Source organism: Nocardia sp. BMG111209 (assembly GCF_000381925.1).
Taxonomy (GTDB): domain Bacteria; phylum Actinomycetota; class Actinomycetes; order Mycobacteriales; family Mycobacteriaceae; genus Nocardia.
Genome location: NZ_KB907309.1, coordinates 1,040,829 through 1,056,732 on the forward strand (window position 1 = coordinate 1,040,829; position 15,904 = coordinate 1,056,732).

Sequence of the window (15,904 nt, forward strand, 5' to 3'; positions counted from 1 at the left end):
CCGATGGTGGTGACGGGCCGGACCGCCGCGCTCGCGGGCGTGGCCGCACTGATCGTGATGCTCGCCGTACCCTCCTGGGCCGGGGTGCTGGTGGCGACCGCGGTACTGCTCGTCCTGATCGCCGCCGACGCGGCCGTCGCGGGACGGGTCGCGCAGTTGGATCTGTCGCGACCGGCGCTGACGGTGGTCCGGGCCGGGCGCGCCACCGAGGTGACCCTCACGGTGGTCAACACCGGCACCCGCACGATCCGCGGCCGGCTGTGGGACGACTGGCCCGCCAGCGCCCACGCGAGTCCGATTGCGGCACACCGGCTCCGGCTGCCCGCGAACACCAAGATCCGCATCACCACCCAGCTCGTGCCCGCCCAGCGCGGCGACCGGGTGGCCGGCCCGATCACCCTGCGACTGATCGGCCCGCTGGGCCTGGCCGGGCGGCAGGTGCGCCGCACGGTCCCGGCCCGGGTGCGCGCGCTGCCGCCGTTCCACAGCGAACGGATCCTGGTGTCGAAGGTGAAGCAGGTGCAGCACCTCGAGGGCCGCAATGTGGTCAACATGCGCGGTCAGGGTTCGGAATTCGATTCGTTCCGCGAATACGTCGCGGGCGACGACGTCCGGGCCATCGACTGGCGCGCCACCGCCCGGGCGGCCGACGTCCTGGTCCGCACCTGGCGGCCGGAACGCAACCGCCACGTACTGATGCTGCTGGACACGGGCCGGTCCTCGGCGGGCCGCGTCAACAGCGTCGGCGTGAACCGGGCCGGTGGCACTGCGGCGAGCCGCGCAGACGGGGGCCGCGCAGACGGCACCGCAGCTGTCCGCACGGACAGCACTGCGGCGGGCCGCACGGACAGCACTGCGGCACGCGACACGGACAGCGCTGCGGCAGGCCGCAGGGATGGCACTTCGGCAGGCCCCACCAACGGCATGCCGGTGGGCCACGCCCACGGCACTGCGGCAGGCGACCACATCAACGGCATCGACAGCGCTGCGGCCGACAGCAGTGCGGCGGCCCGGATCACGGACGGCACCCGGCTGGACGCGAATATCGAGGCGGTGCTGCTGCTGGGTGGGCTGGCGGCGGCGGCCGGCGATACCGTCGACCTGATCGCCTACGACCGCTCGGTGCGCGCCGAGGTTCGCAACGCCACCGGTCGGAGTGTGCAGCCGAAGCTGATGCACGCGCTGTCCGGGGTAATTCCCGCGCTGGTCGACACCGACACCGGCGGTCTGGTTCGCACGGCGATGCGATACGCCCGCCGCCGCAGCCTGGTGGTCTGGTTCACCAGCCTCGACGGGGCGCTGGTGGAGGAGAACCTGTTGCCCGTGCTGCCGGTGCTCACCGCGCGGCATCGGGTGCTGCTGGTATCGGTCACCGATGCCGAACTGGCCGCGGCGGCCGGAACCAGGTCCACGGCGGCCGAGGTGTTCACCGCCGCGGCCGCGGAGAGCGCCCTCGCCGAACGGGCCCTGGTCCGGGAGACATTGCGGCGCCGCGGCGTCGGCGTGATCGCGGCCACCGCCGATCGGCTGCCCGGCCTGCTCGGCGACGAATATCTGGAACTCAAACAGTCCGGCGCGGTCTGACCACTACCACGAGACGTGTTCCAGCGGCATGAGATTCGGCTGCGCGGGCACGCCGAGGGTGCGGCGCTGCCGCTCCGAGACGATCGCACCGAGGATGTGCAGCGGCGGAGTTCCCGGCGGCGGCACCGCGCGGATCTTCCGGCACACCGCCGTCACCAGCGCCTGCCCCAGCTGCTGCTGGGTCTCCGGCGTGAGCTCGAAGTATCGGGTGAGGTAGTGCCGGGCGGGCAGCGCCAGATCCTCGGTGAGCCCGGACAGGTCGAGTTGCTGTGCCCAGCCCTGTAACCAGGGCGGCATGATGGCGAGCTTGGGCCACGGGATCGGATTGCGGTCGTACACCACCACCGTGCCGGCCAGCACGTCGCCGACCCGGCGCGCGCGGGCCGAGCACATCGAGGTGAGCACGCCGATCACGCCGAAGAGACCGAATCCCCAGAAGTCGATGATCACCGCGGCCAGACCGCGGGTGAGGGCGTGCCGGAGGTCGATCGGGCCGCCGTCGCCGCGCACCACCCGCAGCCCGAGCGCCGCCTTACCGGGAGTGCGGCCGTGCAGCAGCGTCTCCCACACGATCGGATAGCCGGCCAGCACGGCCACGAAGGTCACCGTGAACGCCGTCTCCCACCACGCCTGGTCGGAATCGACGGCGGCGAGCACGGCCACCGCGACCATCGTGAGCAGCCAGCCGAGCAACAGCTGCAACAGCACATCGATCACGAAAGCCACGGCCCGGGTGGGGATGCGGGCGACGGGCAGGTCGAGAGCGACGGCCTCGCCGGTGGTGAATACAGCCATGGCCTCCACAGATTAACCTTTCGGGAGGTCACCTTCGACAGATGCGGTGGCCGCTCGGTTTCCGGCACGGGAGGGCCCACCGATGGATGTGGACGCATATGCCTACGCGCATCGGCGGGACTGGGAACGGCTCGACCGGCTGGCCCGCAGCCGCCGGCTGACCGGAGCGGAATCCGACGAACTCGTGGCGCTGTACCGGCGCACCTCGCAGCAGGTGGCCCGGTTGCAGGTGCAGTCGCCGGAGGCCGGGCTGCTGGCCGGGTTGAGCACCGTGCTGGCCCGGTCCCGGGCCCGGATCCTCGGCAGTCGCTCGGACGCCTGGGCCGAGATCGGCCGATTCTTCACGCACCGGTTCCCGGCGGAGGTGTATCGCGCTCGCTGGTGGTGGCTCGGGGTGACGGTGGTCTTCCTCGGGGTGGTGGTCGGCCTCGCGATCTGGGTGCCGGGATCCGGGACGGCCCACCGCGCGCTCGGACTCCCCTCGGACACCGGGGATCTGACCGATCCGGGCGGCAAGTTCGAGACCTATTACTCCGAACATCCGCACGACGCGTTCGCCGCCCAGGTGTGGACGAACAATGCCTGGGTGGCCGCGGGGGCGCTGTTCACCGGGGCGCTGATCCTCCCGGCGGTCTACATGCTCTTCATGAACGCGCTGAATCTGGGCGTCTCGGCCGGTCTGATGGCCCAGGCGGGGCGGCTGGACTCGTTCTTCGGTTTCATCCTGCCGCACGGGATGCTGGAGCTGACCGCGATCTTCGTGGCGGGTGGCGCCGGACTGCAACTGGGCTGGACACTGATCGATCCGGGCCGCGCGAGCCGGGCCCGGGCGCTCGCGCAACGCGGCCGGGCCGCCGCCACGATCGCGCTGGGGCTCGCGGGTGTGCTGCTGATATCCGGACTGATCGAGGGTTTCGTGACCCCCAGCGGCTGGCCCGCGCCGGTCCGGATCGGGATCGGCGCCCTGGCCGAGGTGGCGTTCCTGAGTTACGTATTCGGACCGGGCCGGTGGGCGGCGCAGGCGGAGGCGGCTCGACGCCCGTAACGCCGGTGGAGATCACCGGTACGTCAGCTACCGAATGGCGCATACCCGCCGGAAGGATTCGAACGACCCGGATCGAGGGTCTCGGAACGTAACTTCGGACCGTGTCGACAGGTCCGGATTTGAGATCCACTGGCCGCAGCGAGTCCAGCTCAGCTGCGGCCAGCGTTACCGTCAACTCTACACAATCGTTATCGCGATGCAACCACCTCCGCGCCTGTACAGACCCGGGGCGGACCTTCCGGGCAAGGGGTACGAGACGGGTCGGTCGGGATTACAGCAAACTTTCAGTAAACGATTTGCGCGTCCGAATAGGGCCGAATGCCCCTATCACAGGACCCTCCCGGATGCATCGGATCCGATCATCGGGGACCTTTCGGAACTGCGCGCGACCGGGTTTGCCCGGCAGTTCCGATACCACGCACGGTGATCGCAAATATGGCCGTACGCTGGCCGTCAACCTCTTGTACATCTGTTGGCGGGCAGATTGCGGCGCGGGAAACAGACTCAAAGTCTGTTTAGAGGCGACGATTCAAGATGCGAGTCAGGTGATAATCACGCTTCGAAGTATCACCGGTTAATTTCGACCGGAAGGGGGGCCGCACCATGTTCGCTCGACACCCCCTGGAACCACCCGGAGCGGTTACCCCGGCGCCCGTCCGATCCGGGCGATTGCGGCGAAGATCACACCGACGGAACCGAACCAGGTAGTTCCCCGCACCGGACCCCTCACGCCGGGGAACCCCCTGGTCGGTTTCCCGTAAGTTGTGCGGTTGACGCGGCAACCAGTGAAGATAACGGTGTGCGGACGAAATTCTCCTCCGAGCTCGCGGCACTGACCGAGGAGCTCGCCGGGCTGGCGAGCCTGGCACAGGAGGCCACCGAACGGGTCGCGGTGGCGGTGACCGAAGCGAACCTCACCGCTGCGTACGAAGTCTTCGCCATCGATGAACAACTCCGGCAACGGCACGGGGCCTGCGAGAACCGGGCGGTGATCCTGCTCGCACTGGAGGCCCCGGTGGCCCGCGATCTGCGACAGGTCGTGAGCGCCATGCAGATCGGCGACGATCTCGCCCAGATGAGCTGGCTCACCAGCCGGATCGCGGACAGTGTGGTGCACCGGTATCCGGCGCCGGTGGCGCCCGCGGACATCACCGGCCGGCTCGGTGAGATCGGGCACGCCACCGCCGAGCTGGCCGCGGTCGCGCAGCGGGCCATCGCCGCCCAGAATCCGGCGGTGGACGATCCACAGGTACTGCCGGACCGTACCCTCGCCGATGCCCGGCAGCGCGTGCTGCAATCGCTGTCGGATCCGGACTGGCCGCACGGTCACGCCATGGCCGTGGATCTCGCACTCCTGGTCCATCACTACGAGCGCTGTGCGGAACATTGCGTCCGGATCGGCCGGCTCATCCGTTTCTTCCACACCGGCCTGCCGCTGTCGGCCCAGATCCCGGAGGAGTGACCGGATCAGCGGAGGCGCCCGGCGGCGTCGCACCCGCACGCCGCCGAGCCGATGTACCTGCCGAGGCAAACACAGCACAACGGACCGAACGCATCGGGCCGGTCATCGACATTGCGATGACCGGCCCGATACCGATACTGCGTTACTGTGGGCGAAGGGGGACTTGAACCCCCACGTCCCGAAGGACACTGGCACCTGAAGCCAGCGCGTCTGCCATTCCGCCACTCGCCCGAGCGACTGGAGAACACTAACACGGGCTTTTGCCGGACAAGAAATCGCCTGGTCAGGTAGTTAACCGCAACAATCCAGGCCGGTTTGCAGCACTATGCTGGGGCGGGGGAACTCTCACAGCCTGCCGAGAGTTACAGGTGTGGAGGATCGTGGATATCATGCAGGGACCGTGTCCGTCCCACGACACGCCCTATTGGCATGTCACGGAATGACGGCAGGTACCGGAAACGACATCACGCGCCGCGTGGAGCGCACGGAGAGGAGGCAGTCGATGGGCATAGTGTCCCGTTTCGAACGCCGTCTCCAGGGCGCCGTGGGCGATGCGTTCGCCCGGGTCTTCGGTGGCAGCGTCGTCCCCCAAGAGGTGGAAGCGGCGCTGCAGCGCGAGGCGGCCGACCGGGTCACCGAGCTGGAGGGCGGCCACCTGCTCGCCCCGAACCGCTACGTGATCACCGTCAACGCGTCCGACCTGCAACAACTGGATGCCGACGAGGATCTGACCGTGCGCGCGTTCGCCAAACACCTGCAGGACTACATTCACGACCAGGGCTGGCAGACGTATGGCGAAGTGCACGTCGAATTCGAAGCATCCCCTACGCTGCACACCGGACAGTTCAGGACGCGCGGCCGGGTCGACCCGGACGTGGGTCGCCGGGAATCGTCGGCACACCGGCCTCCCGACCGACCTGGACGACCCCCACAACGAACCGCAAACCCGCAACCAGGAGCTGGCCCCATGACGCAGAACTCTGGCTACGACCCCAGCCGTGAGCCCGCGGAGTCCGATCCACGCAATCGCGGGTTCGCTCCGCCGCCCGGCCAGGGCGGCTATCGCGACGAGTACGGCCGTGGCCAGTACGGCGAGTACGGCGCCCAGGAATCGCAGCAGGGCTACGGCGAGTACCAGAACGGCTACGACTACAACAATGCCGGCGGCAACGCGGGCAATGCCGGGTACGGCCAGCAGGGCGGCGGGTACGGCCAGCAGCCGGGCTACGGCGCTCAGCAGGGCGCCGGTTACGACCAGCAGGGCTACGCCGACCAGGCCTACGGTCAGCAGCAGCCGGGCTACGGCGCTCAGCAGGGCAGCGGCTACGACCAGGGCTACGGCGACGCGGCCTACGGTCAGCAGCAGGGCTATGCCGATCAGGGGTACGGCCAGCAGGCCGGTTACGCCCAGCAGGGCTACGCCGATCAGGGCTACGCGCAGCAGCCGGGCGGCGGCTACGGCCAGCAGGCCTACGGTCAGGCGCCCGCGGGCTACAACAACCAGGGCGGCTACGCCGCCGAGGATCAGGCCTACGGCCAGCAGGCCGGCTACGCGCAGCAGGGGGCGGGCTACGCGGCCGCTCCGGCGCAGCAGCCGCCGCGGGCCGGCTCCGGGTACTCGGCCACCCTGCAGCTCGACGACGGCAGCGGGCGGACTTACCAGCTGCGGGAAGGCAGCAACATCATCGGCCGCGGCCAGGACGCGCACTTCCGGCTGCCCGACACCGGGGTTTCCCGCCGCCATATCGAGGTGCGCTGGGACGGTCAGACCGCGATGTTGTCCGATCTCGGATCGACCAACGGAACGCTGGTCAACGGCTCGCCCGTACAGGATTGGCAGCTCGCCGACGGGGATGTGATCCGCGCCGGGCATTCCGAGATCCTGATCCGAATCGTCTGATCCCGTAAGCTCGCCGGTGCAGATCACGGAGTGACCCGAGATTCCCCTCGGTCGTATCGTGATCGCAACCGGTCGTCGGCCCTATGATGCTGCCAACACTCGGTCGGCTGCAGCATCAGGTCCGCAGTCGGTCGGCGAGCCGGTTGGGGGTCGAACCGTACCTACGACACCGGTCGAACAGGAGGTGGAGCGCCGTGCAGGGACTGATCCTGCAACTGACCCGTGCGGGGTTCCTGCTGCTGTTGTGGCTTTTCGTGTGGGCGGTACTCCGCACCCTGCGCAGCGACATCTACGCGGCTTCCGGCATTCGGATCCAGTCCCGGGCCGCACGCGGTTCCGCGGTACTGCCGTCCTTCAACCGGAGCCAGAAGGGCGCCAAATTTCTAGTGGTGACTCAGGGTTCACTCGCCGGCACGCGCATCACGCTGGGCACCCAGCCGGTGCTCATCGGGCGCGCCGACGACTCCACACTGGTTTTGACCGACGACTACGCCTCGACCCGGCACGCCCGGCTGTCGCCACGCGGCGAGGACTGGTACGTCGAAGATCTAGGCTCCACCAACGGGACCTACCTCGATCGAGCGAAGGTCACCACCCCGGTCCGAGTTTCGCTCGGCACCCCTGTCCGTGTCGGTAAGACAGTGATCGAGCTGCGATCGTGACACTTGTTCTCCGCTACGCAGCGCGCAGCGACCGTGGTCTCGTACGTTCCAACAACGAAGACTCCGTCTACGCCGGCGCCCGCCTGCTCGCCCTCGCCGACGGTATGGGCGGCCACGCCGCCGGCGAAGTGGCCTCCCAGCTGATGATCGCCGCCCTCGCCCACCTCGACGACGACGAACCGGGCGACGACCTGCTCGGCAAGCTCGATCGCGCGGTCCGGGAGGGCAACGCCGCCATCGCCGATCAGGTCGAGGAGGAACCGGAACTCGACGGTATGGGCACCACGCTCACCGCCGTCCTGTTCGCCGGTCGCAAACTCGGCCTCGCACACATCGGCGATTCGCGCGCCTACATGCTCCGCGGCGGCGAGCTGACCCAGATCACCCGCGACGACACGTTCGTGCAGTCGCTGGTCGACGAGGGCCGGATCACCCCGGAACAGGCGCACACCCATCCGCAACGCTCGCTGATCATGCGCGCGCTCACCGGCAACGAGATCGAGCCCACGCTCATCGTCCGGGAGGCGCGGGCCGGCGACCGCTACCTGTTGTGCTCGGACGGCCTGTCCGACGTCGTGAGCGACGAGACCATCGCGAACACGATGCGGGAGGGCAATACCGACGAGGCGGCGGACCGGCTCATCGAGCTGGCGCTGCGCAGCGGCGGCCCGGACAACGTGACCGTGGTCGTCGCCGATGTCATCGACCTGGACTACGGCCAGAGTCACCCGATCGTCGCCGGGGCGGCCTCCGGCGAGGACGAGGACACCCCACCCCCCAACACTGCCGCCGGACGGGCCGCCGCGATGCGCCCCCCTCGGGCGACGCCGCGACGGAATCCCGTCGCGGCGGAACCTCCGGCCCCCCGCAAGAGCCATAGGCTGCGCTGGATCATCCTGTCGCTGGCGCTGCTGATCGCCGTGGTGGCTGGACTCGCGTTCGGCTACAAGATGATCCGCGGCAACTACTACGTCGGCGCCGAGAACGGCAACGTGGTGGTCCTGCGCGGCCTGCCGGGTGCGGTGCTCGGCTACTCCATCCACGACATCGACCAGGTCTCCTGCGTCGACCGCACCGGACGGCTCACCCTGATGAGTCCGGGCGCCGGCTTCCCGAGCGGCTGCCGGCAGTTGCAGGTCACCGATCTCAAACAGACCGGTCGCGACAAGGTGAACAACGGCCTGCCGCCGGGTTCGTTCGACGCGGCCCACCGGCAGCTGGAGACCCTGGCCCACCAGGATCTGCTGCCCGCCTGTCTGACCGCGCCGCCGCAGCAGCCGGTGATCGTCACCCCGACACCCACCCCGGTGCCGATCCCGGTCGATACCAACGCACCGGCGCCGCCGCCCGGCGACACCCCGCCACCGCCCACCGACACCAAGCCGCCGGCGCCGGCGCCGACCACCATCGCGCAGCCGCCGCAGACCCCGGGGGAGAACTGCAGGAAGGCGGACTGATGTCCGCACCGGCATCGCCGTCGACCGCAGCGTTCCCGATTCCCCCCGGCGGGTTCGCTCCCGCGCCACCCCCCGCGACCCGCCGCAACGTCGAACTGATGTTGCTGGCGTTCGCGGTCGCGATCACGGTGATCGCGGTGGTGCTCGTGGAGGCGGGGCAGAACCAGCAGGTCACCCGGGAACTCGCGACGGTGGCGCTGGCCGATCTGGCGTTGTTCGGGGTCGCGCATCTGGCGGTGCGCCGGTACGCGCTGTTCGCCGACCCGCTGCTGCTGCCGATCGTGGCCCTGCTCAACGGAATCGGCCTGGTGCTGGTGCATCGTCTCGACCTCGGCAGCGAGCAGAGCGCGGCGTCCAACTTCGCCCCGGTACCCCCGCCGGACGCGAACCATCAACTGCTGTGGACGGCCGTGGGCATCGGACTGTTCGTCGCGGTGCTGGCCGGGCTGCGGGACTACCGCACGCTGGCCCGGCACGGCTACCTGTTCGGCGGCCTGGGCCTGATCGCCCTGATCCTGCCCGCGGTGCTGCCGGCCCGCTACGCCGAGACCAACGGCGCGCGAATCTGGTTGCGGCTGACCGGATTCACGCTGCAGCCGGTGGAGATCGCCAAGGTCGCGCTGGTCGTCTGCTTCGCGGCGGTGCTGGTCTCCAAGCGGGATCTGTTCACCGCGGCCGGCCGGCATCTGCTCGGCGTCGAACTGCCCCGGCTGCGCAATCTCGGTCCGCTGCTGCTGGTCTGGCTCGCCTGCACCGCGGCGCTGGTGTTCGAACAGGATCTCGGGATCGCGCTGCTGATCTTCGTATCGGCGCTGGCGCTGCTGTACATCGCGACCGAACGGCTGGGCTGGCTGTTCGCCGGCGCGGTCCTGGTGGTGGCCGGTTTCGTCGTCGCCTACGACCGCGCCGAAGGGGTGCGGATCCGGATCGCCGACTGGATCGACCCGTTCGCGGACTACCACAACACCGGCTATCAGATCGCGCAGTCGCTGTTCGGCCTGGCCACCGGCGGGCTGGCCGGTACCGGCCTGGGTAGCGGACGGCCGAATCAGGTGCCGTTCGCCAAGACCGATTTCATCGTCGCCACCGTCGGCGAGGAACTCGGCCTGATCGGGCTCACCGCGGTGCTGGTGCTGTTCACCGTGCTGGTCCTGCGCGGTCTGCGGACCGCGCTGGCGGTGCGGGACAGTTTCGGCAAGCTGCTCGCCGCCGGGCTGGCCTTCGCCCTCGGGCTGCAGGTCTTCCTGGTCTTCGGCGGGGTCACCAAACTGCTCCCGCTGACCGGCCTGGCCACCCCGTTCCTCTCCTACGGCGCCTCCTCGCTGCTGACCAACTACGTGCTGCTGGCGCTGCTGGTGAAGATCTCCGACGCCGCGCGCGCCCCCGCCCCGGCCCGCAAGAAGGACACGGTGACCGCGGTCGTGGAGCGCCCCACGGAACTGATCCGCACGGGAGGGGAGCCCGCATGAACACACCGTTGCGCCGCGTGGCGATGGCCGTGCTGCTGATGATCGTGGCGCTGCTGCTCAACGCGACCTACGTCCAGGTGATCAAGGCCGACAGCCTCCGCAGCGATCCGCGCAACTCCCGGGTGCTGCTGGACGAGTACTCCCGGCAGCGCGGGCAGATCTCGGCCGGCGGCGCGGTGCTGGCCAGTTCGGTCGCCACCGACGACCGGTACAAGTATCTGCGCACCTATCCGACCGATCCCGCGGCATACGCGCCGGTCACCGGCTTCTACTCGATGCAGTACGGCAGCACCGGCCTGGAACACGCCGAGGATTCGATGCTCAACGGCTCGGACAGCCAGCTGTTCGGCCGGCGGCTGATCGATCTGGTGTCCGGCCGCGACCCGCGCGGCGGCAACGTGTCCACCACCATCAACCCGGCCATGCAGAAGGTCGCCTACGACCAGCTGACCAGCAAGGGGTACACCGGTTCCGTGGTGGCCATCGAACCCAGCACCGGCCGGATCCTGACCATGGTGTCCACGCCCAGCTACGATCCCAACCAGCTCTCCGGCCACGACGGCGCCCGCGACACCCAGTCCTGGGAGGCGCTGTCGTCGGATCCGCATCAGCCGATGCTGAATCGCGCGGTCTCGCAGACCTATCCGCCGGGTTCCACGTTCAAGGTCGTGGTGGCCGCGGCCGCGCTCTCGGCCGGGGTCAAGCCCGAGGACCAGTTCACCGCGGCACCCACCATCACGCTGCCGGACACCACCACCACGCTGGAGAACTACAACGGCTCGACCTGTGGCAACGGGCCGACCGCGTCGATGACCGACGCGTTCGCGCGGTCCTGCAACACCGCCTTCGCCGAGATCGGTATGAAGGTCGGCGCCGCCAAACTCAAGGACGAGGCCGCGGCCTTCGGCATCGGGCAGCACGGCAACATCCCGATCCCGGTGGCCGACAGCACGGTCGGCACCATCTCCAGCACCGCGGCCCTGGCCCAGAGCAGCATCGGGCAGCGCGACGTCGCGCTCAGCCCGCTGGACAACGCCGTCATCGCCGCCACCATCGCCAACGGCGGCGTGCGGATGGAACCGCATCTGGTCGAGCAGCTGCAGAATCCGGACCTCACCGAACTCTCCCGGACCAAACCGGTCTCGGTGGGCCAGGCGGTCAGCGCTCAGGTGGCGTCGACGGTGACCTCCATGATGATCGCCTCGGAGAACTACTCCACCGGCGGCACGAATCAACGCCCATATCAGATCGCGTCCAAGACCGGCACCGCCGAGCACGGCACCGACCCCCGCAACACGCCTCCGCACGCCTGGTACATCGCGTTCGCGCCGGCGGCGAACCCGAAGATCGCGATCGCGGTCATCGTGGAGAACGGCGGGGATCGCGCCCTGGCGGCCACCGGTGCCTCGGTGGCGGCGCCCGTTGCCCGGGCCGTGCTCGACGCCGGCATGCCGACGGGCTGAACGACATGAACAGACTTAGCCTACGGGGGCCGGAATGCTGACCAACGGCGCGATGATCGCGGACCGGTACCGACTGCAACGACTCATCGCCACCGGCGGCATGGGCCAGGTGTGGGAGGCGCTGGACACCCGCCTGGACCGCCGGGTCGCGGTGAAGGTGCTCAAGGCGGAGTTCTCCGCGGACCCCACCTTCCGGCACCGGTTCCGGACCGAGGCCAAGACCACGGCCCAGCTCAACCACCCCGGCATCGCCGGCATCTACGACTACGGCGAGACCTTCGACCAGGCCGGCGGCGAGACCGCGTACCTGGTGATGGAACTCGTCCAGGGCGAACCGCTCAACGCCGTGCTGAGCCGGCTCGGCCGGCTGTCGGTGGCGCAGGGCCTGGACATGCTCGAGCAGACCGGCCGGGCACTGGAGGTCGCGCACGCGGCAGGTGTCGTGCACCGGGACGTGAAGCCCGGCAACATCCTCGTGACGCCGACCGGCCAGGTGAAGATCACCGACTTCGGCATCGCCAAGGCGGTCGACGCGTCACCGGTCACCAAGACCGGCATGGTGATGGGTACCGCGCAGTACATCGCTCCCGAACAGGCCACCGGCGACGACGCCACCTCGGCCAGTGACGTGTACTCCCTCGGCGTGGTCGGCTACGAGGCGCTGGCCGGGCAGCGGCCGTTCAGCGGCGACGGCGCGCTGACCGTCGCGATGAAGCACGTCCGCGACACCCCGCCGCCGATGCCCGCCGATCTGCCCGCCAACGTGCGCGAGCTGATCGAGATCACGATGACCAAGGATCCGTCCCGGCGCTACCGCAGCGGCGGGGAGTTCGCGGATGCCGTGGCCGCGGTGCGCTCCGGCCGCCGGCCGCCGCTGCCGCGCGGGATGGGCAGCACTCCGACCGGCGCGGCGCGGGTCCTGCCGCCGACCGGTCCGACCGCGGTGATGCCCCGCAACGACTACGACCGGTACCAGCAGCCGGGTCGGAATCAGCCGCCGATCGGCGCCACCACGGTCATGCCGAACCGGCCGACCACCGGGCCCGGCGGTGACTACCACGATCCGGGGCCGCGCTTCACCAACGGCCAGAAGGCCCTGGCCGGCGTCGCGGTGGGCGCGATCCTGATCGGCATCGTGCTGTGGTTGCTGTTACAGGGCTCGTCGAAGCCGCCGACACCCACCCCGTTCCGGCCGAGCACCTCGGTGTCGGTGCCGCCGACCACCACCGCCGCGCCGACCACGACGTTCACGACCACCACCGAGGACGACACCACCACCAGACCGGCGCCGCCCCCGCCGGTGGTCACCACGACCACCGACACCCCCACGACCACGCCGGCGCCCAGCACCACGACGACCACCACGGCACCGACCACCACCACCCGGGGACGCCCGACCCCGCCGACCACCAGCGGTCGCGCAGGTTTCCCGGGGATGGACATACCATCAGTGCCGAGCTTCCCCGGCGCCCACGGCACCTCGGGCTACGGCGGCTACTCGAGCGGTAACCAGTACGACCACACCAGCGTCCCAGCCACCGCCTCGCAAGGACTACCATGACGACCCCGAAGCATCTGTCCTCTCGCTACGAGTTGGGCGAGATCATCGGGTTCGGTGGCATGTCCGAGGTCCACAAGGCCCGGGATCTGCGGCTGGGCCGGGATGTCGCGATCAAGGTGCTGCGCGCGGATCTGGCCCGCGATCCCACGTTCTACCTGCGCTTCAAGCGCGAGGCACAGAACGCGGCCGCGCTGAACCATCCGGCGATCGTCGCCGTCTACGACACCGGCGAGGCCGAGATCGACGGCGGCCCGCTGCCGTACATCGTGATGGAGTACGTCGACGGCGACACCCTGCGCGATATGGTGCGCGGCCAGGGCCCGCTGCCGCCGCGGCGGGCGATGGAGATCATCGCCGACGTCTGCGCGGCGCTGGACTTCAGTCACAAGAACGGCATCGTGCACCGGGACATGAAGCCGGCCAACATCATGATCAACCGCCAGGGCGCGGTGAAGGTGATGGACTTCGGCATCGCCCGCGCCATCGCCGACAGCGCGAATCCGATGACGCAGACCGCCGCGGTGATCGGCACCGCGCAGTATCTGTCGCCGGAACAGGCCCGCGGCGAACAGGTCGACGCGCGCTCGGATGTCTACTCGGTCGGCTGTGTGCTGTTCGAGATCCTCACCGCCGAACCGCCGTTCACCGGTGATTCCCCGATCGCGGTCGCCTACCAGCACGTCCGCGAGGATCCGCGGCTGCCCTCGCACGTCCATCCCGGGGTGCCGCGCGAACTCGACTCGGTCATCCTCAAGGCGATGGCGAAGAATCCGGCCAACCGGTACCAGAGCGCGGCCGAGATGCGCGCCGACCTGATCCGGGTGCTGGGCGGGCAGAAGCCGAACGCCCCGATGGTGATGACCGACGAGGACCGCACCACGTTCCTCGGCAGCATGGATTCGATGCCGCGCAACTACGACGACGACACCGGCGAGCACGATATGCGCCGCCCGGATCGAGGCGGCCGCCGCTCGCTGCTGATCTGGCTCGGCGCCGCCGCGGCCGTGATCGTGGCCTTCGCCCTGTACTGGGTACTGCTCGGCCCGGGCAGCCGCCCGGATCAGATCGCGATCCCGGATCTGGCGAACAAACCGGCCGCCGCAGCCCAATCCGACCTGCAGCAGGCCGGTTTCTCGGTGGCCGTGCAGGAGAAGCCGGACGGTAAGGTCGCCGCGGGCAACGTCATCGCGACCCAGCCGCTGGGCGGTTCGAGGGTCGACAAGGGCAGCACCGTCACCGTGCAGGTGTCGACCGGCCCGCAGCAGGTGGCGGTGCCACGGCTGGCGCTGCTCACCCAGCAACAGGCCGAGCAACGGTTGAACTCGATCGGCTTGAAGCTGGATCCGCAGGTGCAGCAGAGCGCGTCCAGCATGGACGAGAAGGACAAGGTGGTGAACCAGACGCCGCCGGAGGGCACCAAGGTGGACGCCGGCAGTCCCATCACCATCTTCCTCGGCCACGGCCCGGATCAGGTCCGGGTGCCCCAGGTGGTCGGCCAGTCGATCGACGTGGCGGAGCCGAACCTGGTGGAGAGCGCGGGATTCAAGATCTCGGTCCAGCAGGTCCAGTCCTCCCGGCCCAAGGGTGAGGTGATCGCGACAACCCCCTCCGGTGGCTCGATGGCCGACAAGGGTTCGACGGTCACCGTGCAGGTGTCCTCGGGCGATATCACCATGCCGAGCCTGGTCGGGCTGACCCCGTCCCAGGCGATGGACCGGCTGCGATCGGCGGGCTGGACCGGCGGCGCCGGGCAGATCGCGCAGACCACCCAGGGCACCTTCGACGCCGGCAACGTGGGCCGGATCATCGATCAGCAGCCCAAGGCCGGATCGTCGGTCGCCAAGGACGGCATCATCACCATCGTCACCGGGGTGCTCGGCCCGCCGTGACGCCGGTCAGGCCAGGTCGAGGTGCCGGTTCATCGACATGGCCTCCGCGGCGAGATCCGGCAGCTCGATCACTTCGATGCCGTGTTCGCGCAGCTTCTCCACCCCGACGCAGTCGGCCACGAAGGTGGCCGGCTCCCGCCAGGCGATGACCACCCGGGCGACACCGGCGGCCAGGAGCCGATCGGTGCACGGCGCCCGGTCCACCGACGCGCGCCGCGAGCACGGCTCCAGCGTGCTGTAGACGGTGGCGTGCGCCAGCCGCGGGTCGTCGCCGAGCTTGTTCAGCGCGGATTCCTCGGCGTGCACCTTGGCATCCGTCTCGCGCGAATAGCCATGGGCGAGTTCGGTTCCGTCGGCGCCGACGATCACCGCCCCCACCGAGAACGCGGTATCGCTGACCGGGCACAGCCGGGCCAGCACGATGGCGTGATGCATCCAGAACCGGTGCTCCGCAGCGGGGCTCACGTGCCGGTCCGCGAAATCGGTTGTCACTGTGAGACTTCCATTCCGTGTCGGTGCCTGATTACTATCTGCCGCCGGTCCTGTCCGGCCGGTTGCCGGCCGCCGCCAGGATTTCCCGGCGACGCGGCGAGCGAACCTGTCGGTACGTTCGTCCG

At 69.5% G+C, this 15,904-nt stretch carries 12 protein-coding genes and 1 tRNA gene; 10 read left to right on the top strand and 3 right to left on the bottom strand.

Features of this window, described 5'->3' with window-relative positions; genetic code table 11:
* Positions 1–3 precede the first annotated feature (3 nt).
* Positions 4–1,584, top strand: coding sequence for a DUF58 domain-containing protein (locus tag G361_RS51300; protein ID WP_019931977.1), 1,581 nt, complete (start codon positions 4–6; stop codon positions 1,582–1,584).
* 3 nt (positions 1,585–1,587) lie between these two features.
* On the opposite strand, the gene G361_RS0135880 is transcribed toward G361_RS51300, so the two are convergent.
* The gene (locus tag G361_RS0135880) at positions 1,588–2,379 is read right to left on the bottom strand and encodes an RDD family protein (protein WP_019931978.1); all 792 of its coding nucleotides are present in this window, start codon (positions 2,377–2,379) and stop codon (positions 1,588–1,590) included.
* A gap of 82 nt (positions 2,380–2,461) precedes the next feature.
* Between G361_RS0135880 and G361_RS0135885 the strand changes: the two genes are divergently transcribed.
* Positions 2,462–3,424: a stage II sporulation protein M gene (locus tag G361_RS0135885; protein ID WP_019931979.1), complete on the top strand. Its 963-nt coding sequence runs from the start codon at positions 2,462–2,464 to the stop codon at positions 3,422–3,424.
* A 799-nt stretch (positions 3,425–4,223) separates the two neighbouring features.
* Positions 4,224–4,886 carry a PhoU domain-containing protein gene (locus G361_RS0135890; protein WP_019931980.1) on the top strand — a complete coding sequence of 221 codons (663 nt, stop codon included), beginning with the start codon at positions 4,224–4,226 and terminating at the stop codon, positions 4,884–4,886.
* 148 nt (positions 4,887–5,034) lie between these two features.
* On the opposite strand, the gene G361_RS0135895 is transcribed toward G361_RS0135890, so the two are convergent.
* Positions 5,035–5,117, bottom strand: a tRNA-Leu gene (locus G361_RS0135895).
* A gap of 271 nt (positions 5,118–5,388) precedes the next feature.
* Between G361_RS0135895 and G361_RS0135900 the strand changes: the two genes are divergently transcribed.
* The 7 genes from G361_RS0135900 to pknB all read left to right on the top strand — a co-directional run bounded on the left by G361_RS0135900 (position 5,389) and on the right by pknB (position 15,287).
* Complete coding sequence (locus G361_RS0135900; protein ID WP_026343914.1) at positions 5,389–6,786, top strand: DUF3662 and FHA domain-containing protein; 1,398 nt, start codon at positions 5,389–5,391, stop codon at positions 6,784–6,786.
* A 194-nt stretch (positions 6,787–6,980) separates the two neighbouring features.
* Positions 6,981–7,448 (top strand): FHA domain-containing protein, encoded by a 468-nt coding sequence (locus G361_RS0135905; RefSeq protein WP_019931982.1) that lies wholly within the window; start codon positions 6,981–6,983, stop codon positions 7,446–7,448.
* Positions 7,445–8,905, top strand: a complete 1,461-nt coding sequence (locus G361_RS0135910) for a PP2C family serine/threonine-protein phosphatase (protein WP_019931983.1) — start codon at positions 7,445–7,447, stop codon at positions 8,903–8,905. Before G361_RS0135905 ends, G361_RS0135910 begins: the two co-directional genes overlap by 4 nt.
* Positions 8,905–10,374 carry an FtsW/RodA/SpoVE family cell cycle protein gene (locus G361_RS0135915; RefSeq protein ID WP_026343915.1) on the top strand — a complete coding sequence of 490 codons (1,470 nt, stop codon included), beginning with the start codon at positions 8,905–8,907 and terminating at the stop codon, positions 10,372–10,374. Before G361_RS0135910 ends, G361_RS0135915 begins: the two co-directional genes overlap by 1 nt.
* Positions 10,371–11,837 carry a penicillin-binding protein 2 gene (locus tag G361_RS0135920; protein WP_019931985.1) on the top strand — a complete coding sequence of 489 codons (1,467 nt, stop codon included), beginning with the start codon at positions 10,371–10,373 and terminating at the stop codon, positions 11,835–11,837. The genes G361_RS0135915 and G361_RS0135920 overlap by 4 nt, the downstream gene beginning before the upstream one ends.
* Before the next feature lie 34 nt (positions 11,838–11,871).
* On the top strand, positions 11,872–13,398 hold the full coding sequence (locus tag G361_RS0135925) for a protein kinase domain-containing protein (protein WP_019931986.1): 1,527 nt from the start codon (positions 11,872–11,874) through the stop codon (positions 13,396–13,398).
* Positions 13,395–15,287, top strand: coding sequence for a Stk1 family PASTA domain-containing Ser/Thr kinase (gene pknB, locus G361_RS0135930; RefSeq protein ID WP_019931987.1), 1,893 nt, complete (start codon positions 13,395–13,397; stop codon positions 15,285–15,287). The genes G361_RS0135925 and pknB overlap by 4 nt, the downstream gene beginning before the upstream one ends.
* A 6-nt stretch (positions 15,288–15,293) precedes the next feature.
* Here the strand turns inward: pknB and G361_RS0135935 are convergent, their stop codons facing one another.
* Positions 15,294–15,779 (bottom strand): hypothetical protein, encoded by a 486-nt coding sequence (locus G361_RS0135935; protein ID WP_019931988.1) that lies wholly within the window; start codon positions 15,777–15,779, stop codon positions 15,294–15,296.
* Positions 15,780–15,904: the final 125 nt, after the last annotated feature.